This is a genomic window from Streptomyces sp. GS7 (genome assembly GCF_009834125.1).
In the GTDB taxonomy this organism is placed as follows: Bacteria; Actinomycetota; Actinomycetes; order Streptomycetales; family Streptomycetaceae; genus Streptomyces.
In genome coordinates this window covers 7,792,037-7,817,555 of record NZ_CP047146.1, presented here as the reverse complement: position 1 = coordinate 7,817,555, position 25,519 = coordinate 7,792,037, and the positions used below count along the sequence as shown (strand labels likewise).

20 protein-coding genes are annotated in these 25,519 nt (G+C 70.8%); 15 read left to right on the top strand and 5 right to left on the bottom strand.

The annotated features are described in order from the left end of the window. The first annotated feature begins 139 nt into the window (after positions 1 to 139). From GR130_RS33890 to GR130_RS33820, 15 genes are all read left to right on the top strand, one after another. Positions 140 to 700 carry a hypothetical protein gene (locus GR130_RS33890; RefSeq protein ID WP_159508241.1) on the top strand — a complete coding sequence of 187 codons (561 nt, stop codon included), beginning with the start codon at positions 140 to 142 and terminating at the stop codon, positions 698 to 700. Between the two features lie 423 nt (positions 701 to 1,123). Beyond that, on the top strand, positions 1,124 to 2,800 hold the full coding sequence (locus tag GR130_RS33885) for an SWIM zinc finger family protein (protein WP_159508240.1): 1,677 nt from the start codon (positions 1,124 to 1,126) through the stop codon (positions 2,798 to 2,800). 596 nt (positions 2,801 to 3,396) lie between these two features. Further along, a complete protein-coding gene (locus GR130_RS33880) occupies positions 3,397 to 5,676 on the top strand; it encodes an AfsR/SARP family transcriptional regulator (RefSeq protein ID WP_159508239.1) in 2,280 nt (759 codons plus the stop codon). A 172-nt stretch (positions 5,677 to 5,848) separates the two neighbouring features. Further along, complete coding sequence (locus tag GR130_RS33875; protein WP_159508238.1) at positions 5,849 to 6,568, top strand: TenA family transcriptional regulator; 720 nt, start codon at positions 5,849 to 5,851, stop codon at positions 6,566 to 6,568. 285 nt (positions 6,569 to 6,853) lie between these two features. Continuing rightward, on the top strand, positions 6,854 to 8,053 hold the full coding sequence (locus tag GR130_RS33870; RefSeq protein WP_159508237.1) for an O-succinylhomoserine sulfhydrylase: 1,200 nt from the start codon (positions 6,854 to 6,856) through the stop codon (positions 8,051 to 8,053). Between the two features lie 11 nt (positions 8,054 to 8,064). Further along, positions 8,065 to 8,991, top strand: coding sequence for a homoserine O-acetyltransferase/O-succinyltransferase family protein (locus GR130_RS33865; RefSeq protein WP_159508236.1), 927 nt, complete (start codon positions 8,065 to 8,067; stop codon positions 8,989 to 8,991). A gap of 99 nt (positions 8,992 to 9,090) precedes the next feature. Beyond that, entirely contained in the window at positions 9,091 to 9,678 is a 588-nt protein-coding gene (locus GR130_RS33860; RefSeq protein WP_159508235.1) for an N-acetyltransferase, read from the top strand. A gap of 183 nt (positions 9,679 to 9,861) precedes the next feature. Then, positions 9,862 to 11,103: an MFS transporter gene (locus GR130_RS33855; RefSeq protein ID WP_159508234.1), complete on the top strand. Its 1,242-nt coding sequence runs from the start codon at positions 9,862 to 9,864 to the stop codon at positions 11,101 to 11,103. Beyond that, positions 11,096 to 12,301, top strand: coding sequence for a M20 metallopeptidase family protein (locus GR130_RS33850; RefSeq protein WP_159508233.1), 1,206 nt, complete (start codon positions 11,096 to 11,098; stop codon positions 12,299 to 12,301). Before GR130_RS33855 ends, GR130_RS33850 begins: the two co-directional genes overlap by 8 nt. 298 nt (positions 12,302 to 12,599) lie before the next feature. Next, the gene (locus tag GR130_RS33845) at positions 12,600 to 13,349 is read left to right on the top strand and encodes a GntR family transcriptional regulator (protein WP_159508232.1); all 750 of its coding nucleotides are present in this window, start codon (positions 12,600 to 12,602) and stop codon (positions 13,347 to 13,349) included. A 357-nt stretch (positions 13,350 to 13,706) separates the two neighbouring features. After that, positions 13,707 to 15,386: an APC family permease gene (locus tag GR130_RS33840; RefSeq protein ID WP_159508231.1), complete on the top strand. Its 1,680-nt coding sequence runs from the start codon at positions 13,707 to 13,709 to the stop codon at positions 15,384 to 15,386. Between the two features lie 219 nt (positions 15,387 to 15,605). Next, entirely contained in the window at positions 15,606 to 15,785 is a 180-nt protein-coding gene (locus GR130_RS33835; RefSeq protein WP_159508230.1) for an SPOR domain-containing protein, read from the top strand. Positions 15,786 to 15,836: 51 nt separating this feature from the next. Next, entirely contained in the window at positions 15,837 to 16,265 is a 429-nt protein-coding gene (locus GR130_RS33830) for a (deoxy)nucleoside triphosphate pyrophosphohydrolase (RefSeq protein WP_201305073.1), read from the top strand. A gap of 255 nt (positions 16,266 to 16,520) precedes the next feature. After that, complete coding sequence (locus tag GR130_RS33825; RefSeq protein WP_159508229.1) at positions 16,521 to 16,982, top strand: ATP-binding protein; 462 nt, start codon at positions 16,521 to 16,523, stop codon at positions 16,980 to 16,982. A gap of 279 nt (positions 16,983 to 17,261) precedes the next feature. Next, the gene (locus GR130_RS33820; RefSeq protein WP_159508228.1) at positions 17,262 to 19,841 is read left to right on the top strand and encodes a SpoIIE family protein phosphatase; all 2,580 of its coding nucleotides are present in this window, start codon (positions 17,262 to 17,264) and stop codon (positions 19,839 to 19,841) included. Positions 19,842 to 19,915: 74 nt separating this feature from the next. On the opposite strand, the gene GR130_RS33815 is transcribed toward GR130_RS33820, so the two are convergent. From GR130_RS33815 to GR130_RS33795, 5 genes are all read right to left on the bottom strand, one after another. Further along, positions 19,916 to 21,328: an amidohydrolase family protein gene (locus tag GR130_RS33815; protein WP_159508227.1), complete on the bottom strand. Its 1,413-nt coding sequence runs from the start codon at positions 21,326 to 21,328 to the stop codon at positions 19,916 to 19,918. A gap of 104 nt (positions 21,329 to 21,432) precedes the next feature. Then, positions 21,433 to 22,230 (bottom strand): succinate dehydrogenase/fumarate reductase iron-sulfur subunit, encoded by a 798-nt coding sequence (locus tag GR130_RS33810; protein WP_159508226.1) that lies wholly within the window; start codon positions 22,228 to 22,230, stop codon positions 21,433 to 21,435. Next, positions 22,227 to 24,164 carry a fumarate reductase/succinate dehydrogenase flavoprotein subunit gene (locus GR130_RS33805; RefSeq protein ID WP_159508225.1) on the bottom strand — a complete coding sequence of 646 codons (1,938 nt, stop codon included), beginning with the start codon at positions 24,162 to 24,164 and terminating at the stop codon, positions 22,227 to 22,229. The genes GR130_RS33810 and GR130_RS33805 overlap by 4 nt, the downstream gene beginning before the upstream one ends. Before the next feature lie 61 nt (positions 24,165 to 24,225). Beyond that, positions 24,226 to 25,053 (bottom strand): hypothetical protein, encoded by an 828-nt coding sequence (locus tag GR130_RS33800; RefSeq protein ID WP_159508224.1) that lies wholly within the window; start codon positions 25,051 to 25,053, stop codon positions 24,226 to 24,228. A 15-nt stretch (positions 25,054 to 25,068) separates the two neighbouring features. After that, complete coding sequence (locus GR130_RS33795) at positions 25,069 to 25,368, bottom strand: hypothetical protein (protein WP_159508223.1); 300 nt, start codon at positions 25,366 to 25,368, stop codon at positions 25,069 to 25,071. Positions 25,369 to 25,519 lie beyond the last annotated feature (151 nt).

Sequence of the window (25,519 nt, the reverse complement as noted above, 5' to 3'; positions counted from 1 at the left end):
GGCGGAGGTCACCAGGTCAACCCTGCTCGCCCGGTCGGCTGAGGCTCGGGGCGGCCGGGCGGACACAGACTGATCAGCGTTCACCGGATCACCGGTGTGCCGACCCTCTCCTTCCTCCCTCGTTCCGTAAGGAGCCTCCGTGTCTGCTTTCGAACAGGCGCTGCTGGTCAACGCAGCCGTCCTGGCCACCACGCTGCTGGCCGACCTCGGCCTGAAGAAGGTCACCCGCAAGCGTCTGATCCGGCCGCTGATCATCGCCGCCGCCATCGTGCCGATCTTTGTGACCACACTGTTCACCACCGGCATCGGCCTGACCATCGAGGTGGTCGGCGCGGCAGCAGGCGTCCTGCTCGGTGTGGTGGCCGCCAGCCGGCTGACGATCACGCGGCAGACTCCCGACGGTGCCATGGCCACGATCGGCGGCTGGGACTACGCAGCCATCTGGATCGCCGTCTCCGCGGCACGGACGCTCTTCTCCTACGGCGCCTCCTACTGGTTCACCGAAAGCCTGGGTCGCTGGTTCGTCCAGCACGGCGCACTGCCCACCCAGGTCAACGCGATCGTCACCGACGGACTGGTGCTGATGGCCGTAGCCGCGGTGATCACCCGCACCGTCGCCCTGCGCGTCCGCACCCGCAACGCGCCGGCCACCGAACCCGTCATCTCTCATCCGCTCGGGGTCCCCCGCGGTTCGCGGTGAGCAAGGAGTCGGGCTCGATGGCCACCGCCCGTCAGAGATGCAGGAGCGATGAGCGGAGCGTCAACTCCCCCTGCGAAAAGCCTCGGTGCGGACACGCGTGGACGGTCCGGCATCGGGGACCGGGTGGCGCCGAACGTCAGCCGCGTCCTGAGAAGAAGTCTCAAGCAGCAGCTTTCGCCGCGAAGTTGCGGCGCGACAAGTACGAGGGCCGCTGGCTCGCGTTCGTAGCGGCGCTGGGCAGAAAGCGTGCCGCGAGTACCGTGTGCGATCGCATGAAGACGGTCACCAGCCTCTGAAGATGGTCACCAGCCTCTTTAGGACCGCGATCAAGTGGACTTTCCCTTGGACCGACGGATCGGCCTGTCCGGCAGTCATAAGCTGGCGGCCGTAACGGACGGGACCAGGGGCAGGGTGAAAGAGACCATGCGCGGCTTCACCGAGGCGAAGCTCAGGACGTTGGCCGGTGTCCGTTCCTTCGAGCGTGGGCGCGGGTACGTGGATGCGGTGTCCGGGGTCGAGGTCGGTGACGGATGGATCACCGCCAGCGTCCACGGCACGGAACGGTACGAGGTGGAGCTGACCCTGGACGGGCCCGGCGGGCTGTCCGGGGAGTGCGACTGCCCGTATGGCCTTGAGGGCAACTTCTGCAAGCACCTGGTCGCCCTCGGCCTGACGTTGCTCGCCCGGCCGGAGAGCCTGCCGCGGCAGCGGAAGGCGGCGCGGAACCGGGCAGCGGACCTCGACACATGGCTGTCCGCCCAGTCCAAGGAGGAGTTGCTCACGCTGCTGCGGGAACAGATCGGCGAGGACCGGCAGTTGCGGCGCCGCCTGGAGGTGCGGGCGGCGAGCGCCCGTGGGGACATCTCCTCGGTCCGGGCCCGTATCCGCGAACTGCTCGACATCGGCCCGTTCGCACAGTACGGGTACGTCGAGTATGCCGATGCCCGCGCCTACGCGGACCAGGCCGGGCAGGCGGTGGCCGCGATCGGCGCGCTCACCGGCTCCGGACGGGCAGCCGACGCGATCACCTTGGCCGGGGAGGCGATGAAGCTGCTGGCCCAGGCGGTGGAGAGCGTCGACGACTCCGACGGATGGCTCGGTCAGGTGGGCACCGGCCTCGCCGACGTCCATCTCGACGCGTGCCGCGCGGCGCGCCCCGACCCGGGGGAACTCGCGCGCTGGCTGGTCGGCCATGCGCTCGGCGAGTTGGACGACGGCATCACCGACATCGATCCGCTCGACTACGAGGACGTTCTCGGGGAGGAGGGGATGGCCGTCCTGCGGCGGCTGGCGGTCGAGGCGTGGCAGGACAACCGCCGCGGCTGGGCGGAGAAGTACCTGATGGAGCGCCTGGCCAAGGCGGGCGGTGATGTTGACGCGGTGATCGCCGTGCATGCTGCCGACCTCGCGTCGAACGGCCATACTCACCTGGTGATCGCCCGCGAGCTGGACACCGCCCGGCGCTCCGACGAGGCTCTGCGCTGGGCCGAACGCGGCGTCCGGGAGGCCCGGGACCTCGCCGCCGTCGACACCGCCCTCGTCGACTACCTCTGCGACCGCTATGCGCAGGCGGACCGGCTCGCCGACGCCGTCGCCCTGCGCCGCGACCACTTCGGCGCCCGCCGCACGCTGCTCGCATACCAGCAGCTGCGTGCCGCCGCCCGGGCCGCGGACCGCTGGCCGGCCGAGCGCGAGGGCGCGCTGGCCGTGCTGCGGGCCGACGCGGGGCGGCGGCAAGGGGGCTGGTACGGCGGTCCCGTCCTGGTCGACGCCCTGCTCGACGACAAGGACGTCGACGCCGCCTGGCAGGCTGCCACCGATTCCGGTGCCGATGACCGGCAGTGGCTCACCCTCGCCGACCAGGCCCGCGCCACCCGCCCCGCCGACGCGCTCGGCGTCTACCTGCGCCTGGTGGAGCCGCTGACCGAGCAGACCGGCAACGCGGTCTACGAGCAACTCGTCAGCCTGCTGCTGAGCATCCGGGACAGCCACCGCCGCCTGGGGTCGGCCGAGGAGTTCACCGAGTACGTCACCGCCCTGCGCACCGCCCAGAAGCGGAAGCGGAACCTGATGCGCTTGATGGACGAGCACCGTCTGTGAGCCGGGCGACGCCTCGCAGGTCACCCCGCGCCGCACGTCCCCGTTGCTGTGCCGGTTGCCGGTTGCCGGTTGCCGGTTGCCGGATCGGTCCGGGACGCTCTGACGGTTCGTCGCCTGCCGCTGCCTGAGCGCATGTCATGAGGTGCGTAGCTCTGGACAGTCGCCCCGACTTCGGGTCTTCGCCGCCTCCGGTGGCATGTCCGGCAACCGCACCGTCTGCGGCTCCGCAAACCTCCCATTCGGCCGGTGATGCCCATCTCGCATTCTGGGACGAACCCTTGATGCACCACCCGCAGCCTGCATTAATACCGGTAAGGATCTTGCTGTTCGGGGGCCGGGCGCAACCGCCGGCGCATGATGTCCTGGTCATGGCTCACCTCGCTGCCACGACGTTCCTGCCGTGACGTCGCTGCCGCCAAGGGAGTGCCGCGCGCCCCTGCAGTGAACGCCGGTTCAGCAGGCGCGCGGGGGCGTGGGGCCGCGCCGGTGAGAAGTGCTCATAAGGGGGAGTTTCCGTGGCCGCATCGACGAGCAGCCTCTTGGAGTGCCGGTTACTGGGGCCGCTGGATAGCGAAGTGGGCGGCCGGCGGCTTCAGATGACGGCCCCGCGACTGCAGTCCGTACTGGGTACGCTGCTGTTGCGCGCGGGCGAGACGGTTCCGGTCCAGCGTCTGGTGGACTGTATATGGGAGGACCGGCCACCCGCCGACCCCAGCAACCAGGTCGCCGTGTGCGTCTCCCTCCTGCGGCGCAAGCTGGCACAGGCCGGCGCCGCGCGCGACCTGATCGTGACCGAGGCGCCGGGGTACCGCCTGCGGACCCACGCCGTCCGGCTCGACACGCGCCGGGTGACGCAGCTCGGGAAGGAGGCCGCCGAGCGTCGCGCCGCCGGCGAGAACGAAGCGGCGGTCGGACTTCTCGGGGAGGCCCTTTCGCTGTGGCGAGGCCCGCTGCTCGCGGGCATCTCACGCCAGTTGTGGCAATCGGATGTCCGCGCGTGGGAAGAGAAGCGGGTGGCGCTGCGGGACATGCGTACCCGGATCCAGCTGGAACTGGGGCAGTACGAGCACCTCATCTCCGAACTGTCCGGCTTCGTTCAGGAACACCCCCTGTTCGAACGCCCCCGGGCCCAGCTGATGACCGCGCTCTACCACTCCGGGCGGCAGGCCGACGCGCTGCGCGTCTTCCGGGAGACCCGCGACCTGCTGAAGGGCGAACTCGCGGTGGCTCCAGGAGCCGAACTCCGGCAGCTGCACCGTGACATCCTGCACGGCGCCCTCCCGCCGGTGCGCCCGAACGCCGCCCGGCAGGAGGGCGCGGCGACGCCGCAGCGGTCCGCCGCGCCCACGCCCTTCCCCGTGTCCGGTCCGGCCGTCCCGGGCGCTCCGGGCGTTCGGACCGCTCCGCGCGCCGCGGCCGCCCCGGCACGCGCCGCGGAAGCTTCCACCGCGCCGACCGCCGTCACGCCGCCGGCCAGCCCCTGCCTACTCCCCGGCGACACCGGGGAGTTCGTCGGAAGGGAAGCCGAAATCGCTGCCATTCAGCGCAGCCTGGCGCCGGGTACCGGCCCGGTGCCGGTCGTCGGCGTGGTGGGCGCCGGAGGGACCGGCAAGTCGACGCTGGCCGTCCACGTGGCGCACCGGCTGCGCCCGGCCTTCACCAGCGGCCAGCTCTACATCGATCTGCGGGGAACGGCCGCCCGCCCCGTACCGCCCGGGGAGGCGCTGGCGCGGCTGCTGCGCGAACTGGGCCTGCCCGCCTCGTCGATCCCCGACGGGGTGGAGCAGCGCGCCGAGCGCTACCGCGCGTTACTGGCGGACCGCCGCGTACTGGTCGTTCTCGACGACGTCGCGGGCACCGAGCAGATCCGTCCGCTGCTCCCCGGGACGGGCAGCTGCGGGGTGCTGATCACCAGCCGCGCCAGGGTCGGCGTGGTGCCCACGGCGAACGTCGTCGAACTCGGCATGTTCTCCGAGGGGCAGGCGGTCGAACTGCTCACGCGCCTTGCGGGCGCCGGACGCACGGGGGCCGAGCCGGAGGCCGCGAAGGAGTTGGTCGGGCGCTGCGGCCGACTGCCGCTGGCGGTCGGCATCGTCGGTGCCAAGCTCGCGGCCAAGCCGCACTGGTCGCTGGCCCGGGCGGTGGCGCGGCTGGCCGACGAGCGGCGGCGGCTGGACGAACTGTCCCACGACAAGCTCGCCGTCCGCGCCAGCTTCAGGCCGTCGTACGAGGGCGTCGGCCCCGCCGCCCGGCTGCTGCTGCGCGAGCTGGCCCTGCTGGCCCTGTCCGAATCCGCGGAGTGGGTGGCCGCACCCATCCTCGGCCTGCCCTCCGCCAGGACGGAGAACCTGCTGGAGGAGCTGGTGGACGCCCGGCTCATCGAGCTGATGGACACCGATCGGTTCGGTCAACTCCGTTACCGTATGCATGATTTGGTCCGCCTGTACGCAGTGGAGCAGGGCCGGGTGGAGGGGTCCGGGGCCGGGTCCGGAGCCGGAGCCGCGGGGGTTGCCATGGGCGCCCTGGCGTCCGCCCCCGGCGCACTCCACAGTGCGGGCCACCCCGCGGCCGGGCGCCGAGCGGTCGCAGCCGCCGTCGCCCGCGCGCCCCTGACGTCTGCCGTGCGCGCATATCACGCGGCGTGCCGTGGCGAGTTCACCGCCGCCCGCGGTGGCGCCGGCCTGTCGCGCGGTACCGGGCCGGCCGCGATGGCGAACGGCGCACCGTCGCTGCGCCGCTACGAGACGGAGCGCGTGAGGCCGACCGCTCGGTCCGTACCGCCCGCCGAGTCCGGCGTGGATCTCTACCCCCTGGAGCCGGCCGCCGCCTGCCCGTGCCTGGTCGGCGTGCGCGGCCACCCCGACCACGGTGACTGAGGGCCGGCCGGTGCAAGTGTTCCGGCGGCGTTCCGCACACCGCATGCGTGCGGCCGCGGCATGCCCGTTCCGCGATGACATCGGCGTAACAGGGTTTTGAAATGGGCTTCATCTAGCCTTTCGAACGACTAGCCGCCGTTGATTACGGAAATTCAGGTAGAGGGGCCCAGACATGCTGATGGAGCGAGACGCATTCCGCGAAGAGCTTGAGCGTACCCTGCACAAGAAGCTCACGCTCTCCCACCCCATGTTCGACATTCTCTTCGACCCGGAGAATCCGGACCGGCACACGCTGCAGAAGGTGGCGCTGCAGGGCTACCAGCTGACGAAGCACTTCCTGGACTACATAGAGACGCTTTTCTACTACTGCCCGAAGGGGGACGGAAAGCACAAGCGCCGGCTCCTCTTCAACCTCTACGAGGAGGAGACCGGGCGTATCTCCAAGACCAAGAACCACGTGCAGCTGATGGAGGACTTCCTGCGTGCCATCGGCATCGACGACGCCACGCGGGACGCGGAGACGGCACTGCCGGCCACCCAGGAACTCATCGACTACCGCATGACCGCCGTGAAGAACCCCGAGACCTACCACATCGGCGCGGCGGCGGTGATGATCGCGAGCGAGGGCCAGAACCTGGAGACCCGCGGCGCGGACGCCCGCGATGTCCTCTTCAAGCGGGTCTACGGCCTCAACGACGACGACCTGCTGTTCTTCTCGGTGCACCAGGAGGAGGACGTCCACCACGTCCGGCACGGCCTGGATCTGGTCGCGGACATCTGCACCACCGAAGAGCAGCAGTCCGAGGCGCTCTACGCGGTCGGACACACCTGCGACCTCTTCTACAACATGTACGAGGGTATCCACCAGGAGTACAAGGCCGGCCGGCTCTGAGGCCCGCCCGCCCGGTCCGGGGAAACGGGGCCCGTGCGGTGCCCCGTTGCCCTGCCCTGTTCCGTGGCGATTCCCCGCACCGTGTTTCGACGTGCCATGTTTCTCCGCGCCGCGGGACGCCCATGGAACAACCACTGAATTATCTCCTGAGGCGACCTGACGAGGTGGCCCGCTGCAACCTGCTGACATTCGCGTCGATTCCCTGCGCGCCGGGGTGAGTGGCGCACACCGGCGCCGCTGTCCGGTATCCGGCGCAGCTGGACGGATCAAGGAGCGCAATTCACCGTGACCCAGCCCCTCACATCCGACTCCTTCGCCACCCGCGCCATACGGGCGGGCCAGTACCAGGACCTCTCGGACTCCCACAGCGAGGGCCTGGCCCTCACCGCGAGCTATGTCTTCGACGATGCCGAGGACGCCGCGGAGAAGTTCGCCGGGCGGCGTCCCGGAAACGTGTATGTGCGCTTCAGCAACCCCACCGTGGCCGCCTTCGAACAGCGCATGGCGGCGCTGGAGCAGGCGGAGTCCGCCGTCGCCGTGGCGTCCGGCATGGCCGCGTATCTGGGAATCGCCCTCGGCCTGCTGAAGGCCGGTGACCATGTGGTGCTGGCCGACGGGATGTTCGGCACCACCACACGGCTCTTCCAGACGTATCTGAAGAAGTTCCAGGTGGCCTCCAGCATCGCCGACGTGCGGGACGTAGGGGAGTGGCGCCGCCAGGTCCGGCCGAACACCGTGATGTTCGTCCTGGAGACCCCGACCAACCCCCTGATGCACGTGGCGGATCTGCGCGGGCTGTCCGCCCTCGCCGCCGAGCACGGAATTCTGACGGTGGTGGACAACACCCTGTGCACGCCCGCTCTGCAGAATCCCGTTCCGCTCGGCGCCGACCTCGTCGTCCACTCGGCGGCCAAGTACATCGACGGACAGGGCAGGTGCGGGGGCGGCGTCGTGGTGGGCCGCGACGACCTCGTCCAGGAGATCGTCGGCGTGCTCCGTACCGCGGGCCCCGGCCTGAGCCCGTTCAACGCCTGGGTTTTCCTGAAGAGTCTGGAGACCCTGGAGATCCGTATGCGGGAGCACTCCCGCAACGGCCGGATCCTGGCGGAGTGGCTGGAACGGCATCCGGCCGTGGAGCAGGTCTTCTTCACCGGTCTGCGGTCGCACCCGCAACGCGAGCTGATCGACAGTCAGCAGTCCGGTCCGGGCGGCCTGTTGAGCTTCACGATCCGTGGCGACCAGGAAGCCGCCTGGCGGGTCGCCGACAACCTCTCACTGATCTCCCTGACGACCAACATCGGCGACACGAAGTCCATGGTCACGCATCCCGCGTCGACCACCCACGGCCGGCTGTCCCCCGAGGCCCGGAAGCGCTGCGGAATCACCGGGAACATGCTGCGGATCTCCATCGGCCTGGAGCACGTCGACGACCTCGTCACGGACCTGGACAAGGCGCTCGACAACGTGACCATTTCGCCCGAGTGAACGGATACGGTATGCCGCACACCCGCCACGGCGCCGAACGAGGAGCGCTGCGGATCGGGTTGGTCGACCTCATGTCGGCCGTCCCGAACAGACCGGCACAGAAGATGTTCCGCTCCGCAGTCGAGTCCGCGGCCGCAGAAGCCGGACTGCCCGTCGCCTTCGACTACCACGCCGTCGACCCGTTCTGCTCGCCCGAGCACTGCGGCATCGACTGGCGGCTACTCGTCGCGGCGGACGCCCTGATCGTCACCGGAAGCGAACCGACCCGGCTGGACATCGAGTCGGAGCCGGCGCTGGCCGTGGTGCGCCGCATCATCGAGGAGACCGCGGACCGGGTGCCGTCCACCCTCTTCTCGTGCCAGTCGGCCCACGCCGCGCTGTACGTGCGGTACGGACTGCGGCGCCGACGGCTGCCCGACAAGTACACGGGTGTGGCCGAACACCGCGTGAGCGTACCGGGCCACCCGCTCACCGCCGGACTGCCGGACAGCGTGCCCGTACCGCACTCCCGCTGGAACAACGTGCCGACGGCGGAACTCCACCGGGCGGGGGTCGTCCCCCTCCTGGAGGCCGACGGCGGCGACTGGCATCTCGCGGCGAGCGCCGACGGACTGCGTCAGCTCTTCTGCCAGGGGCACCCCGAATACCGCCGGGACACCCTGCTGCGCGAATACCAGCGCGACCTGCGACGGCACCTGGCCGGGGAGACCGACGACTTCCCGGAACTTCCGGAACCCTATCTGGACGGGGCGGCGAGGGAACTGGTCCTCCGCTACGCCGAGAAGTTGCGGGAGCAGCGGGACGCCGCCCTGCTGTCGAGTTTCCCGGCCGAGTCGGCGGCGGCGGGAATCCTGGCCGACTGGCAGCCGGACACCCGCGGCTTCTTCGGGAACTGGCTGCGCGCCGTCGCACGGTCCTCGGCACGGCCGACGACGTGAACACGGCACGCACAACGCCGTGAACAGGGCACCCGCAACGCCGTGCACACGGCACGTGCCGCACACCTCCACGAGAAGAAACCCGGGTAAGTGAACGCGATGACCACTGAACTGCGCTGGCACTGGGCCGCCGATCTGCACGACTACTCCAAGGACGTGGCCGGAATGCTGGCCGCGAGCGTCGCCGACGAAGGCATCCTCGGATACGCGGCCCAGCCGACCGAGGACCAACTCACCGGCTTCGTCGACGGGCTGAACGAACTGCGGGCGAAGGGAACGGGCCATGTCCTGGTCGGCGAGGACGCCGAAGGTACCGTGGCCATGTGTGTGATGAAGACCCGGTCGATGCCCAACTCCCGCCACATAGCGGAGGTTGAGAAGGCGTACCTCTCGCCACGGGTACGCGGCACCACCGCGGTCTACCAGCTGGCCCGGCACGTCTGCCGGAAGGCGACGGAACTCGGTACCGAACTGCTGCTCATCGACGTCCGGGAGGGTTCCAAGGCCCACAGGGTGTGGACCCGCCTCGGATTCACCACGTACGGAGTCCTGGACGACTACGTCCGCGTCGACGGGCAGCGGTACCGCGGGCACTACATGCGGCACCAGGTGGCGGATCTGGCCGCCACGGTCACCGGCCGACTCGCGGAGCCGGGCGAGCGCGCGGAGCCGACGCCGGGAACCTGAGCCCCGAGCGCCGGGGCGGATCGGTCCGAACCGCTCCGGGCCGCTCCGCGCCGAACGACAACCAAGGCAAGGCAAGCGACAGAGGAAGACATGCCGACCAACGAGACAGAGCCCGACACGCAGGTGCGGACCGGCCCGGACTCCCCGCCGACGGCGAAAGGGGCACGCACAAAATCCGTCGTCGTGGCGGCAGTTGCCCTGGGTTTCGTCATCGCCCTGATGTCGTCGGCCATCAAGAACACGGTCAGCGTGTTCTACGTGTCGATGTCGCAGGACTTCTCGGTCAGCCGTGGCACCTTCGCCATCGCCCCGTCGGTGTTCATGCTGACCTACGCGATAGCCTCCCCCGCCCTGGGTTTCGCCGCCGACCGGATGGGCGCCCGCCGCTCACTGGCCGGCGGGCTGGTACTGGGCGGCGCGATGTTCCTGGCCGGCGGGGTCGTCAGCTCCTTCGCGCTGTTCTCGGTGGTGTACGGAGTAGGGCTGGCCATCGCGTACACCGCGGTCTCCTACGTTCCGCTGGGCGTGCTGGTCGACGAGCTGTTCCCGCCGCACCGCCGCGGCCTGACCTACGCCATCCTCATGAACGGCACGGCCGTCGGCTTCATCGCGCTGGTCCCCCTGTGGATCTACGTCGAGCACAGCACCTCCTGGCGCACGGTGTTCATCGTTCTGGGCGTCGTCATGGTCGCCCTCATGCTGCTGTCCCTCCTGCTCCTGCCGGGAGAGAAAAGGGCGCCGGAAGAGACGGCGCGGGCAGCGGAACAGGCAGGGCGGGCAACGGGGGAGGGGCAGACGACCGGCGGGGCCGGCGCCCCGGCCCGGGGCGGTATGTTCGGCGCCGTACTGCGCTCCCCGGTGTTCTGGACCGTCAGCCTCGCCTTCGTCGGCTGCGGCGTGACCATGTCCTTCGTCGACGTACACCTGGTGGCGAGCCTCGACAGCCACGGTCTGGGCGGCGGCACCGCGAGCACCACCATGGCGATCCTGGGCGCCGCGGAGATCGTCGGTTCGCTCATCGCCGGGTATCTGTGCGACCGCGGCCACGGCCTGAAGGTGCTGGCGGGCTGCTATCTGATCCGGGCCCTGTCACTGGTGGTGATGGCGGTGGCCCCCACCGTCCTGACCGCCTGGGTGTTCGGTCTGCTCTTCGGCATCAGCTACATGGGCACGGTGGTGGCGGGATCGATGTACCTGCTCAACTCGCTGGACCCGCGCGCCAAGGGCCTCGCCCTGGGAATGATGTGGTGTCTCCACCAGATCGGCGCCTTCGTGGCCAGCGAGGCCGGCGGCCTCAGCTTCGACGCCCTGCACTCCTACGACCCCGTCGTCATCGGAGCGGCCGCCTGCGCCGGCCTCTCCTTCCTGATCGTCGTCACCGCCCTGCCCAAGGCTCTGCGAAAGGCGAACCCCACCCATGCCTGACGCCCCGCGCACCGACCTGCTCGACCGCGCCGCACGGCAGCTCCCCCAACTCGTCCGCTGGCGCCGCGACCTGCACGCCCACCCGGAGACGGGAGTCGACAACCCGCGCACCCAGCAGGCCGTCCTCCAGGCCCTCGAAGGGCTGGATCTGGAACTCACCCGGGGCCGCACCTGCAGCTCCGTGACCGCGACCCTGCGCGGCGGCCGCCCCGGCCCCACCGTGCTGCTGCGGGCCGACACCGACGCGCTGCCCATGGCGGAGGACACCGGCCTGGAGTTCGCCAGCGAGAACCCCGGTGCCGCCCACGCCTGCGGCCACGACGTGCACACCGCGATGCTGCTGGGCGCCGCCACCCTCCTGGCCACCGACCTGCGCGAGGAGGTCGCCGGCACCGTGAAGTTCGTCTTCCAGCCCGGCGAGGAGGGCTGCGGAGGCGCGGAACGGATGCTGGAGGACGGCCTCCTGGACGAACCGGTGGACGCGGCATTCGCCCTGCACGTCAACCCCAACCTCCCCTCCGGCGTCATCGCCACCAAGCCCGGCCCTTTCTTCGCCTCCTGCGACGAGTTCGAGATCACCCTCACCGGCCGGGGCGGCCACGCGTCCATGCCGCACACCTGCAACGACCCCGTCCCGGCCCTGCTGGCCCTGGGCACGAGCCTGCTGACCACGGTCTCCAGGAACTTCGACCCGGCCGACCCGGTCCTGGTGGGCCTCGGCTCGGTGACGGCCGGCACCACCTCCAGCGTCACCCCGGAATCCGGCTGCCTCAAGGGCACACTGCGCGCCTACACCTCCGCTTCACGGGCCCAGGCATGGGCCCGCATCACCCGGCTCGCCGAATCCACCGCCGAGGGCCACGGCCTCACCTGCCGCATCACCCACCGCTACGGCTGCGCCCCCACCGTCAACACCCCGGAAGAGGCCCACCGGATCCTCCACCTGGCCGCCGAACTACTCGGCCCGGAACGCTCCGTCGAACTGGCCTCTCCCGTCATGGCCGCCGAGGACTTCGGCTACGTCCTGGAACGCGCCCCCGGCGCACTCGTCCTCCTGGGCGCCTGCCCACCCGGTACTCCCCCCGGCGAAGCCGCCCCCTGCCACTCCAACCGGATGACCCTCGACGAACAGGCCATGATCACCGGCACCGCCCTCCACCTGGCCATCGCCCTGACCCCGCACCACCCCACCCCCTGACCCCACCCCCTGACCCCGCCCCGGCCACCCGGCTCCGGAGCCCGGACCGCTCCCGGGCTTCCTTGTGCAGGTCGGACGGGTGCCCGAGGGGCGGTCGCCCTGTGCCGAGCCGGTGGGCGCGGGCGCGGCGGGCGTTGCCGGGGCCGCGCCGGAGGGGAGGGTTTCCGGGCCGGTGGATGGGCTGCTGGAGGGGCTGAGCTGGGGGTAATTACTTTGAGCGAATCTCTGCCGTGAGCTTGCGATCGGCAACGCGCGGTTGTCACGCTGTTGCTGACTGTCAAGCTGTTGGGAGGGGCCTGTGCCTTTCGGTGAGCAGCCCGCGTACCTCCGCGTCGCCGGTGACCTGCGTCAGAAGATCGTCGACGGGGTGCTGGCCCCGCACACCCGTCTCCCTTCCCAGGCCCGTATCCGAGAGCAGTACGGCGTCTCGGACACCGTCGCGCTGGAGGCGCGCAAGGTCCTGATGGCCGAGGGCCTGGTGGAGGGCCGCTCGGGGTCGGGGACGTATGTCCGCGAGCAGCCCGTGCCGCGCCGTATCGCCCGCGCCGGCTATCACTCCGGGGGCTGCACGCCGTTCCGGCAGGAGCAGACGGACGAGCGGGTGCGCGGCACCTGGGAGTCCAACAGCGAGCAGGAGGCGGCCAGTTCGGTGGTGGCGGCGCGGCTGCGGATCCCGGTGGGGGCCAGGGTGATGCGGACGCGCTATGTGTTCCGCGCGGAGGGTGAGCCGTCGATGCTCTCCACCTCCTGGGAGCCGCTGGCCGTCACCGGGCGGACACCGGTGATGCTGCCGGAGGAGGGCCCGCTGGCCGGGCGCGGGGTGGTCGAGCGGATGGCCGCGATCGACGTGGTGGTGGACAACGTCATCGAGGAGGTCGGGGCGCGGCCGGGTTTGGCGGAGGAGGCGATGGCGCTGGGCGGCGTGCCGGGGCACGCGGTGCTGGTGATCTCGCGGACGTATTTCGCGGGCGGCCGGCCGGTCGAGACCGCCGACGTGATCACGCTCGCGGCCCGCCATCGCGTGGCGTACCACCTGCCGGTGAAGTAGCGGGCGCGGGCGTGGTAGCGGACCGGGCACGCAGGGTGTCCGGTCGCCGGTGCGGTGTGCCGGACGGTTCGCGGGGCCCGCCGCGGACCCCCGGTGGACTCCTGGTGGACTCCCCGTGTTTGCCAAGTAGACGCCCAGTACGGGAATCGCAGGTCCGCTGACCGCGATTTTCAGCCGAGTTTGGTGTCCCTTTTGCGGTCATTTGGACCCCAGTGTCGTCCGTTTACCGGTGTTGGAAACCTCACAGAGGCTCAACTGGGCGGGATTTTTTGCTCGGTGTGGGAACCGGATCTACGGATTCGCTCATACGATGGCGAAGTTTGTGCACGGCACGGGGGAAGACCAGGAGACCAGCACGTGAGCACGACGAAGACAGCGAGTGCGGAGCAGGGCTCGCACTCGAACTACCGTCGGTCCCTCGGGACCATTGCCCTGACCGCCACTGGTCTCGGGTCCATCATCGGTTCCGGTTGGCTCTTCGGAGCCGCGCGGGCCTCGGCCATCGCCGGACCGGCCGCCATCCTGGCCTGGGTCATCGGCGCCGTCGTCGCGCTCACCATCGCGCTCACGTACACCGAACTCGGCTCGATGTTCCCGAAGGCCGGCGGCATGGTCCGCTACGGCCAGTACTCGCACGGCTCGCTGGCCGGGTACCTCGCGGCCTGGGCGAACTGGATCGCCATCGTCTCGGTGATCCCGGGTGAGGCCACCGCCTCCGTCCAGTACATGAGCAGCTGGAAGTTCGGCTGGGCGCAGGCGCTGTACGACGGCAAGGAGCTGACCGGCACCGGCGTCGGGCTGGCCAGCATCCTGCTGATCTTCTACTTCTTCCTCAACTGGTTCGCGATCACGCTGTTCGCCAAGACCAACACCGCGATCACGGTCTTCAAGGTCGTCGTCCCGGTACTGACCGCGAGCGCGCTGATGATGGCGCACTTCGACACCAGCAACATCACCCACCACGGCGGGTTCACCCCCAACGGCTGGAGCTCGGTCTTCACCGCGGTCGCCGTCTCCGGCATCGTCTGGGCGTACAACGGCTTCCAGTCCCCGCTGAACATGGCCGGGGAGGCCCGCAACCCGGGCAAGTCGCTGCCCAAGGCCGTGATCTCGTCGATCCTGATCGCCCTGGTCATCTACGTGGCCCTCCAGATCGCGTTCCTGATGGGCGTGCCCGGCGACAAGCTCGCCGCCCACGGATGGGCGGGCCTCGGCTTCAACTCCCCGCTCGCCGACCTCGCGGTGGCCTGGGGTCTGAACTGGCTCGCGATGCTGCTGTACGCGGACGCGTTCATCTCGCCGTCCGGCACGGGCATGATCTACGCCGCCACCACCTCGCGCATGATCCACGGTGTGCAGGAGAACGGCCATCTGCCCGGCGTCTTCGGCAAGGTGGACAAGAAGACCGGTGTGCCGCGGCCGGCGCTGCTGCTCAACCTCGCGATCGCCTTCCTGTTCCTCGCGGTGTTCCGCGGCTGGGGCTCGCTCGCCGAGATCGTCTCGGTCGCCACGGTCATCTCGTACATCACCGGACCGGTCGCGGTGATGTCGCTGCGCCGGATCTCGCCGGACCTCAAGCGCCCGGTGCGGCTGCGGATCATGCCGGTGATCGCGCCGGTCGCGATGATCTTCGGTTCGCTGGTGCTGTACTGGGGCCGCTGGCCGCTCACCGGCAAGGTCATCCTGATCATGGCCGTCGGTCTGCCGGTCTGGGCCTGGTACGAGATCGGCAAGCCGCTGACCCAGGGCCGCAAGCCGTGGGCCGAGCTGATGCCGCACCTCAAGGCGGGCGCCTGGATGGTGGCGTACCTGCTCGTCATGGCCGCCATCTCGTACATGGGCGGCAAGGAGTTCGGCGGTAAGGGCTATCTGCCGGTCGGCTGGGACGTGGTCCTGGTCGCGCTGGTCGCCCTGGCCTTCTACTTCTGGGGCGTGCACAGCGCCTGGCGCAACCCCTCGCTGGTGCAGGCCGAGGCCGAGATGAACGCGGCCGAGACCGTCGGCACCGAGGAGGCGAAGGCCCCGGCCGGGGCCTGACCCTGTTCTTCCCTGCCCGGTAAACGGGCAGAACCGGCCACTCGCAGGCCGCTCTTGGCGATCCAGGGCCTGCGGGTGGCCGGTTCGGTATCTCTTTGTGTAAATCCATATCCGGTGAGTAAAGGTCGGGCGTAGGCTCGGGCATATGCGGATTGCGATTTCGGCATCAGCGCAGGAGGGGCGCGTCATGGCGCGCTGCCGGGCGGACGGAGGGGCGCAGTGACTGACCATGGGGCCGTGCTGCCCTGGCTCGTCATCCGCCAGGACGAAGGCGGCAACCGCTATCGCGTCGGCCGCTATGCCACCCGAGCGGAGGCGGAGCGGGTGGCGGACCGCCTCGACACCCGCGGCAGCCGCCAGCTCTACGTGGTCGAGCGGGTGGGGCGCGGGACGGTGTGAGGGGGACGGGGCGGGAAGCGGGACGCGAGCGGGGGACGTAGGCTGCCGCGCATGACGACCGTGCGCGTAGTGGTCGGCGGAGCGGTGTGCGCGCGAGGGCGGCTGCTGGCCGCCCGGCGCAGCGCGCCGCCCGCGCTGGCCGGCCGCTGGGAGCTGCCAGGCGGCAAGGTGGAGGACGGCGAGTCACCCGAGCAGGCGCTGGTGCGGGAGCTGCGCGAGGAGCTGGGTGTGGAGGCCGCGGCCGAGGAGCGGATCCCGGGCGAGTGGGTGCTGCGGCCCGGCTATGTGCTCCAGGTGTGGACGGCCCGGCTGGTGTCCGGTCAGCCGCGTCCGCTGGAGGATCATGACGAGCTGCGCTGGCTGCTGCCCGGTGAGGAGCGGCAGGTCGACTGGCTGGACCAGGACCGCCCGGCCGTCGCCGAGGCGATGCGGCGGCTGGCGGCGCGGGCCGCGACGGGGATTCCCGGCGCGCGGCTTTAGGGGGCCGGGGTTTGCGGCTGCCGCGGCACGCCGGCCCGCCGGCGCCCTCGGTACGCTCGCGCGCGGACACCGCCTGCGATGGCTCGGGTATCCGCCCGCTCGCCGGGTGCGCGCCACGGTGCCGTTTCACCGCAGGATGTTCCATTTATGCAACAGTGCGCGATTGCGGGCGATATTTGGGGTTCGATATCGGGTATGTCCTGATTGACCCCTTTCGGTGCGCGTGATGCGCCAGGGGAACCCTCGGTCTGGGAAGTGATCGGCGTGAGCGACGGCGCAGCGGCAGAGGTCCCGGAGCCCGTCTCCGTCGATGGCCGCAAGCGCGGCAGGGTTTCCGGCGCACCGAGCGCGGAATGGAGCTTCCCGGCCGACCCCGGCGCGGTCCGCACCGCGCGCACCATGGTCCGTCAGGTGCTCGACGACTGGGGGCTGAACGGCGCCGCCGATGTCGCGGTGCTGCTGGTCAGCGAACTCGTCACCAACTCCCTGCGCTACGCCAGCGGGCCCATCGGCGTGCGGATGGTGCTGCTCGGCGCCGGGGGGCTGCTCGTCGAGGTCTCCGATCCGCTGCCCGATCCGCCGCGGGAGCGCACCACCACCCCGGATGACGAGGGGGGGCGCGGTCTCCAGCTGGTGGCGTGCAGTGCGCGGCGCTGGGGGACCCGGCGGGGAAAGACCGGTAAGACAGTGTGGTTCGAGCTGTCGGTGGCTGGTTAGGAGTCAGGAGGGGGCCTGATCGTTGCCATTTCATCGACATTTTGTGGATGGGCTGCGATCGAGACTGTGCTGTGATCGTGAAGACCGTGTTCCGGATAGTCGAGGTGCTGGAATACTCGGCAGGTCCGGTCCGGGCACGATGAGCTGGAGGGGACGGGGCTCGTGAGTGAGAAGTCTTCTGGCGGGGCGGAACCCGCGCAGACCGATGGTCGGGGCGGTGCGGACGTCCCGGGTGACCCAGGCGGCCGTCGCCGTGCGCGGGAGCCGCAGGGCCCGCCCGTGTGGCAGAGCAGCCGGCCCGGATCGATCTACGACTACATCAGAGTCGCCTCCTTCTCACTGGGCCCCGACGGGCGCATCGACCAGTGGAGCGAGCGGGCCGCGCAGATGCTGGGCATCCCCGCCCGGTACGCCATCGGCAAGGACCCCGTAGCGGCTTTCGTACCCGGCGAGTTGCGGGAGACCGGGCGCCGGAAGGTGGCCGAGATCCTCGACGGGCGGGAGTGGACCGGCCTGGTCCCCTACCGCCGGGACGCCGACGGCGACGGGGACGCCGACGGGCTCGCCGAGATCTATGTGATGCCCGCCGAGAACGAGCACGGGGAGCGTGGCGCGGTCTGCCTGGTCGTCGACGTACGGGCGCTGCGCGGCATCGAGACCGACCTGGCCGCCGCGCAGGCGGTGTTCGGCCAATCCCCCATGGGCTTCACCCTGTTCGGCACGGACCTGAAGCTGCTGCGGGTCAACGAGCGCTTCGCCACCGTCTTCGGCGGCCCGGCCGCCAAGTACCGCGGCTGCACCCCGCACGACTTCCTGCCGCGCCCCGAGGCCGAGCGGATGACCGCGGCGCTGCGCCGCGTCCTTGCGACCGGGGAGCCGGTCACCGAGATGCAACTGGTGGGCGTGGTGCCCGGAGAGCCGGGAGAGGACGCCCGCCGCCGTTGGTCGGTGTCGCTCTACCGGCTGCACGGCGCCAGCGGCCGCCCCATCGGCGTCGCCGGGCTCGCCTCCGACGTCACCGGCCGCCGCCGCGCCGAACGCGAGGCCGCCAACGCGCGCCGCAACCTCGCCCTGCTCAACGAAGCCGGCGCCCGGATAGGCAACTCGCTCGACCTGGAGACCACCGCCCGCACCCTGCTGGACGTCGCCGTACCGCAGTTCTGCGATCTGGCGTCGGTGGACCTCTACCAGGGGCTGCTGGCCGGCGACGAGGCGCCGCCAGGGATGAGCGACGGCAGCGCGGAGTTGCGCCGGGTCGCCTTCGCCAGCGCGGTGTCCGACGCCCCGCTCGCCTCCACCACCTGCTGCGTCCCCGAGGACGGGCCCGGACCGGTCGCCGTCGGCGCGGTCCACCGCTACCCCTTCAACTCGCCCTGCGCGGGCGCCCTGCGGACCGCCCAGGCGCAGATCATCCCCGGCCGGGAGAGCGACGACGGCCCGGAGCTCGGCGCGGTGGTGCACTCCACCCTCGCCGTCCCGATGGTCGCCCGGGACACCATCGTCGGGCTGGTGCAGTTCTCCCGTACGAAGGGCAGCGAGCCGTTCGGCGAGCGCGACACCGCGCTGGCCGTCGAACTGGCCGCGCGCGCCGCGGTCTGCATCGACAACGCCCGCCTCTACCGCCGCGAACACGAGCGCGCGCTGATCCTCCAGCGCAGCCTGCTGCCGCCCGGCGACCCGGAGGCGGCCGGCCTCGACATCGCCTGCCGCTACCTCCCCGGCACCACCGCCACCGAGGTCGGCGGCGACTGGTTCGACGTCATCGAACTCCCCGGCCACCGCACGGCGCTGGTCGTCGGCGACGTGATGGGGCGGGGGCTGCGCGCCGCCGTCGCGATGGGCGAACTCCGCACGGCCGTCCGGACGCTGGCGCTGCTGGACCTGGAGCCGGCCGAGGTGCTGGGGGCGCTGGACGAGATCGCCCGGGGGCTCGGCGGCAGCGGCGACGGGCGGTCCGCGGCGGCGGCCCGCGGCCGCTCGGGCGCCGCGCCCGGCGGGAGCGGGCCCGGCCGCCCGGCCGCCACCGCCGACCTCTCCGAGGTCTACCTCGCCACCTGCGTCTACGCCGTCTACGACCCGATCACCCGGACCTGCACCTTCGCCAACGCCGGGCATCTGCCGCCCGTACTGGTCGAGGAGGGCGAGGACGCGCTGCTGCTCGACGTACCGCCGGGGATGCCCCTCGGGGTCGGCGGCGAGCCGTTCGAGGAGATCGAGGTCGAAGTCCCCGACGGCGCGCTGCTGGCGCTGTACACGGACGGCCTGGTGGAGTCCCGGGACCACCCGCTGGACGAGGGGCTGCAGGCGTTCCGGACGGCGCTCTCGGAGTCCGGCCGCCCGCTGGAGGACGTCTGCGACCACGTGCTGAGCGCACTGGACACCCAGCACGGCGAGGACGACATCGCGCTGCTGATGGCCCGGGTGCACGGGCTGCCGAAGGACGCGGTGGGCGACTGGAGCCTGGCGCCGGAGGCCCGTTCGGTCGCCCGGGCCCGTGAGCTGGCCCGCGACCAGCTCACGGACTGGGGGCTGCAGGCCCTGGTCGACACCACGGAGCTGCTGGTCAGCGAGCTGGTGACCAACGCCCTGCGGCACGGCCACGGTGAGATCCGGCTGCGGCTGCTGCTGGACCGCACCCTGGTCTGCGAGGTGTGGGACGCGGATCTCGCCCAGCCGCGGCGCCGCCGGGCCCGGGACACCGACGAGGGCGGTCGCGGCCTCCAGCTCGTCGGCCTGCTGAGCCAGGGCTGGGGCAGCCGCCGCACCCCGCGCGGCAAGACCGTGTGGTTCGAACTGGCCCTGCCGGACGGCGAGTCGAAACCGGTGGACCCGGCGGAGGCGCTGCTGAGCCTGTTCTGATCCGGGACGGTGCCGGGCCGGGCCGGTGGTGATGCGGGGCGGTGGGACCCGCCGGGCGCGCGGGCGTTCGGCGGTCAGGTGGTGCGGAGCCGCGACGCCGCCAACTCCGCCTCGTGGACGACGCGTTCGGTGTCGACGTGGACCAGCTCGCCCCGGTGCTTGCGCAGGTGGCCGTCGACGAAGACCTCGCTGACGTTCGGCGGCTGGCCGTTGAGGACGATCTGGCTGGTCCAGTCGTAGCGCGGGGCGAAGTTGAGCGTGCCGGGGTCGAGGACGACGACATCGGCGCGCTTGCCCGGTGTCAGCGACCCGACCCGGTCCGCCATGCCGATGCACTCCGCGCCGCCCAGGGTCGCCATCCGCAGTACGGCCGGGATGGTGGGGTGGATCCCGGCGTCCTCGTGGCGGGCTCGCTGGAGGCCGACGGCCGCCTTCATGACGTTGAACATGTCCGAGGTGTCGTTGGTCCCGCCGTCGTGGCCCAGCCCGGCCCGCACCCGGTGCGCGTGCAGCGCGGGCAGCGGGCAGATGCCGGACGCCAGCCGCATGTTGCTCAGCGGGCAGTGGGCGACCCGGACGTCGTGCTCGCCGGTCAGCGCGATCTCCGCGTCGGTGAGGTGGATCGCGTGGTTCATCAGCAGGTCCGGTCCGAAGGCGCCGATCTCCCGGAGCGCGCGGATCGGGTCGTCCCCGCGGTCGTCGCGGTTCTCCAGGACGTGGGAGTTGAGCATCACGCCGAGCTCGCGGGCGAGTTCGTGGAGCGTCCGCAGGTCGGTGAGCTGCGACATCCCGGCGTGCGCCGCCACCTGGACGGAGGCCAGCGGCAGCCGGTCCAGGAAGTCCTTCTTGATCCTGGGGATGAGACGGGCGTCGGCGGCGCGCTGCGTCGAGGCGTAGACGAAGCGCAGCCCGGCGTCGTCCAGCGCCCGGATGTAGCGCCCGCTGGTGTCGTACGGGATCGGGTGCACCCAGTCGACGACCGTGGTGACGCCCGCCTGGAGGGCGTCGAGGGCGGCCAGGTGGACGAACCGGTACATGTCCTGGGGGTCGATCTTCGGCAGGACGGTGCGGTTGCAGTCGGACATCCAGCCGTAGAGGTCCTCGTTGGAGCAGCCGCCGCGGATGCTGGACTGCCACAGGTGGTTGTGCAGATCGACGAAGCCCGGCAGGACGATCCTGCCGCGGGCGTCCAGGACGCGGGCGCCGTCCGGGGCGTCGAGCCGCTGGCCGACGGCCGCGATGACACCGTCCCGCAGCAGCAGGTCGACATCGTTGTCCAGCCGGCCGAGGGGGCCGGTGCCCAGCTTCGGGTCCATGGTGAGCACGAGGTCGGCGCCGCGCAGCAGGGTGGTCCGGCTGCGTCCGGGGGCCTCCACCGGTCTCGCGGAGGGGGCCCGGTCGAGATCGGGGAAGCCGGCCGCGGCGGCCAGCGGGACGGTGCCGAGGCCGGCCAGCACCCGTCGCCGGCTCATTTCTGGAAGATTCATTTCGTTTTTATACCGCGCCTGTTCGAACTCGCCGTAAGAACGTTTCCGGCCATGTGACGCGACATCAGAAATGATACGTCCGGGGGCACTTGGGTGCCCGTCGGTCATTCCGTCCGGCGGCGGATCCTGTTCCCGAGCCACACCAGAGGGTCGTACTTACGGCCGGCGGCACGCTCCTTCAGCGGGATCAGCGCATTGTCGGTGATCTTGATGTTCTCCGGGCAGACCTCGGTGCAGCACTTGGTGATGTTGCAGTAGCCCAGCCCGTGTTCGTCCTGCGCGGTGCTCTTGCGGTCCAGCCCGGCCGCCGGCGCCCCGTCCAGCGGGTGCATGTCGAGTTCGGCGATCCGCATCAGGAAGCGCGGCCCGGCGAAGACCGTCTTGTTCTCCTCGTGGTCGCGCACGACATGGCAGGTGTTCTGGCACAGGAAGCACTCGATGCACTTGCGGAACTCCTGCGACCGGTTCACGTCCTCCTGCTGCATCCGGTACTCGCCGGGGCCCAGGTCCGCCGGCGGGACGAACGCCGGGATCTCCCGCGCCTTGGTGTAGTTGAACGAGACGTCGGTGACCAGGTCGCGCAGGACCGGGAAGGTCCGCATCGGGGTGACGGTCACGGTCTCCGTACGGGAGAAGACCGACATCCGGGTCATGCACAACAGTCGCGGGCGCCCGTTGATCTCCGCGCTGCACGAACCGCACTTGCCCGCCTTGCAGTTCCAGCGGACGGCGAGATCGGGCGCCTGGGTCGCCTGGAGGCGGTGGATGATGTCCAGCACCACCTCGCCCTCGTGCACCTCCACCTCGTAGTCCGTCAGCCCGCCGCCGTCCGCGTCGCCCCGCCACACCCGGAAGTGCGCCGGGTACGCGCCGGCCCGCTGGTTCGCCTGCCGCTCGCTCACCGGCTCATCTCCTCGTCCGTCAGATACTTCACCAGCTCGTCCTTGTCGAAGAGTTCGAGGAGATCGCGGCGGATCGGCGGGGTCTCCCGGCGGGAGAGCCGGATCTGGCCGAGCGCCGGGTCCGCCTCCCCCGACTCGGCCCGGGTGTCGGCGAGTTCGCAGACCAGATTGACGTTGCGCCAGCGCCGGTCCATCTCCGGATGGTCGTCCCGGGTGTGCCCGCCGCGGCTCTCCGTACGCTCCAGCGCCGCCCGGGCCACGCACTCGCTGACCAGCAGCATGTTCCGCAGGTCGATGGCCAGGTGCCAGCCCGGGTTGTACTGCCGGTGCCCCTCGACGCCGGCCCGCCGGGCGCGCACCCGCAGCTCGGCCAGCCGCTCCAGCGCCTCGGCCATCTCGCCCTCCCGGCGGATGATGCCGACCAGGTCGTTCATCGACTGCTGGAGCTCCTGGTGGACGGTGTACGGGTTCTCCGCCGGGCCACGGTCGGCCTGCCGCACACCGCCCTCGGCGCTGAACGGGCGCAGTGCCTCCGCCTCGGCCGTGTCGATGTCCCGCGGGTCGGCCTCCGGCCGGTCGCCCAGCGCCGCCGCGTACTCGGCCGCGTGGAGCCCCGCCCGGCGGCCGAAGACCAGCAGGTCGGACAGGGAGTTGCCGCCCAGCCGGTTGGAGCCGTGCATCCCGCCGGCCACCTCGCCGGCCGCGAACAGCCCCGGCACCCCGGTCGCCGCCGCGGTGTCCGGGTCCACCTCCACCCCGCCCATCACGTAGTGGCAGGTCGGGCCGACCTCCATCGGCTCGGCGGTGATGTCCACGTCCGCCAGCTCCTTGAACTGGTGGTGCATGGACGGCAGCCGGCGCTTGATCACCTCGGCCGGCATACGCGTCGACACGTCCAGGAAGACCCCGCCGTGCGGGGAGCCGCGGCCCGCCTTGACCTCGGCGTTGATGGCGCGCGCCACCTCGTCCCGGGGCAGCAGTTCGGGCGGCCGGCGGTTGTGGTCGGGGTCCTCGTACCAGCGGTCGCCCTCGGCCTCGGTCTGCGCGTACTTCTCCTTGAAGACGTCCGGGATGTAGTCGAACATGAAACGCTTGCCGTCGCTGTTGCGCAGCACGCCGCCGTCGCCGCGGACGGACTCGGTGACGAGGATGCCCTTGACGGACGGCGGCCAGACCATCCCGGTGGGATGGAACTGCACGAACTCCATGTTGATCAGCGGGGCGCCGGCCAGCAGCGCCAGCGCGTGCCCGTCCCCGGTGTACTCCCAGGAGTTCGACGTCACCTTGAAGGACTTGCCGATGCCGCCGGTGGCCAGCACCACCGCCGGCGCCTCCAGGACGAAGAAGCGGCCGGACTCCCGCTGGTAGCAGAAGACGCCCGAGACCCTGCCGTCGCTCTTGAGGACCCGGGTGACGGTGCACTCCTGGAAGACCTTCAGCCCGGCGTCGTACGAGCCGGAGGCGCGCTCGTCCTCCTGCTGGAGCGAGACGATCTTCTGCTGCAGGGTGCGGATCAGCTCCAGGCCGGTGCGGTCGCCGACGTGCGCCAGTCGCGGGTACTCGTGGCCGCCGAAGTTGCGCTGCGAGATCCGGCCGTCCGCCGTGCGGTCGAAGAGCGCGCCCCAGGTCTCCAACTCCCATACCCGGTCCGGGGCTTCGCGGGCGTGCAGCTCGGCCATCCGCCAGTGGTTGAGGAACTTCCCGCCGCGCATGGTGTCCCGGAAGTGGACCTGCCAGTTGTCGTTCTCGTTGGCGTTGCCCATGCTGGCCGCGATACCGCCCTCGGCCATCACCGTATGGGCCTTGCCGAACAGGGACTTGCAGATCACCGCCGTCCGCAGTCCGGCCTCGCGGGCCTCGATGGCGGCGCGCAGTCCGGCGCCGCCCGCGCCCACCACGACCACGTCCCAGGTCTGCCGGTCCACATGCGCCATCAGCGGGCACACCTTTCCTTGGGGTTCTTGGAGTTGTCTTCCGTCGTCCGCGGAGCGTGCCTCAGAAGAAGCGCGGATCCTCGAACGCGCCGCTGGCCAGCAGGAACACGTAGAAGTCCGCCACCGCCACGCTGATCAGCGAGGACCAGGCGAGCAGCATGTGGCGCTCGTTGAGCTTGCTGACCCAGCCCCACAGCCGGTAGCGCACCGGGTGCTTGGAGAAGTGCCGCAGCCGGCCGCCGACGATGTGCCGGCAGGAGTGGCAGGAGAGGGTGTACGCCCAGATCAGCACGATGTTGGCGAGGAAGACGAGCGAGCCCAGGCCCATGTGGCCCCAGGCGTAGTGCGCGTCGCGGAAGGTCAGCGCCGTGTCGTAGGTGAGCACGCCGGCGACCAGCACCGCGAAGTAGAAGAAGTAGCGGTGGATGTTCTGGAGGATCAGCGGGAAGCGGGTCTCACCGGTGTACTTGGCGTGCGGCTCGGCGACCGCGCAGGCCGGCGGCGAGGCCCAGAAGCCGCGGTAGTACGCCTTGCGGTAGTAGTAGCAGGTCAGCCGGAAGCCCAGCGGGAAGATCAGGATCAGCAGCGCCGGGGACAGGCCCCACCAGCTGCCGAAGATGTCCCAGTTGGGGCCGCCGCGCATGGTGTGGCAGTTCTGCGCCAGGCACGGCGAGTAGAACGGCGAGACGTACGGGGCGTGGTAGTAGTCGGCGTTCGCGAAGGCCCGCCAGGTCGAGTAGACGACGAACGCGAGCAGTCCGGCGGCGGTGCCGGCCGGCGCCAGCCACCAGCGGTCGGTGCGCAGATGGCGGGCGGGGATGGCGGCGCGCGAGGTGTGGCGGACGCCGATCGGGTCCGTTTGCGGTGGGGGTTCGATATCAGTGGCCAACGTCGGTCTCCGTCCTCAGGGCGCGTGCCGGTCCTTGGCGCCCAGGCCCTCGTCCTCGGCGTCCTTCCACAGCGCGGAGTTGTAGGGGGTGTCGGAGACCGGCACCATCTCGTCCTCGGCCTTGTCGGGGCGGCCCGGGGGTCCGGCGGCCACGCCCTGCCGCAACAGCGCCAGACTCTCGCGCAGATGGTCCGTGTCGCTGCGCACCCGACGGATGTCCAGCCCGCCGCCGATCCGCGTCTCCAGCTTTCCGACCGCCTGGACGAGTCCGTCCAGGCTGCGTTCAACCGCCGTCAGGTCGTCCTGAAGGGACATAACGTGCCCTCACTTTTGCAGGTGTGGTGGGCGATCTCATGCGCCCGAGAGTGTCGCGCGTCACAGTAGGGCTTGGGAAGGGGTCAGGCGCGACTACGACTCGAACCGGTGCGTTTCGGCGAACACACGCTGTATTGCGTGTCGAACTCCC

What these genes read in the sequence shown, in the direction of transcription:
- GR130_RS33885 (WP_159508240.1), top strand. Translation starts at nt 1,124, where the DNA reads ATGCGCGGCTTCACCGAGGCGAAGCTCAGGACGTTGGCCGGTGTCCGT.
- GR130_RS33880 (WP_159508239.1), top strand. Translation starts at nt 3,397, where the DNA reads ATGACGGCCCCGCGACTGCAGTCCGTACTGGGTACGCTGCTGTTGCGC.
- GR130_RS33875 (WP_159508238.1), top strand. Translation starts at nt 5,849, where the DNA reads ATGCTGATGGAGCGAGACGCATTCCGCGAAGAGCTTGAGCGTACCCTG.
- GR130_RS33865 (WP_159508236.1), top strand. Translation starts at nt 8,065, where the DNA reads ATGCCGCACACCCGCCACGGCGCCGAACGAGGAGCGCTGCGGATCGGG.
- GR130_RS33860 (WP_159508235.1), top strand. Translation starts at nt 9,091, where the DNA reads ATGACCACTGAACTGCGCTGGCACTGGGCCGCCGATCTGCACGACTAC.
- GR130_RS33850 (WP_159508233.1), top strand. Translation starts at nt 11,096, where the DNA reads ATGCCTGACGCCCCGCGCACCGACCTGCTCGACCGCGCCGCACGGCAG.
- GR130_RS33830 (WP_201305073.1), top strand. Translation starts at nt 15,837, where the DNA reads ATGACGACCGTGCGCGTAGTGGTCGGCGGAGCGGTGTGCGCGCGAGGG.
- GR130_RS33815 (WP_159508227.1), bottom strand. Translation starts at nt 21,328, where the DNA reads ATGAATCTTCCAGAAATGAGCCGGCGACGGGTGCTGGCCGGCCTCGGC.
- GR130_RS33805 (WP_159508225.1), bottom strand. Translation starts at nt 24,164, where the DNA reads ATGGCGCATGTGGACCGGCAGACCTGGGACGTGGTCGTGGTGGGCGCG.
- GR130_RS33795 (WP_159508223.1), bottom strand. Translation starts at nt 25,368, where the DNA reads ATGTCCCTTCAGGACGACCTGACGGCGGTTGAACGCAGCCTGGACGGA.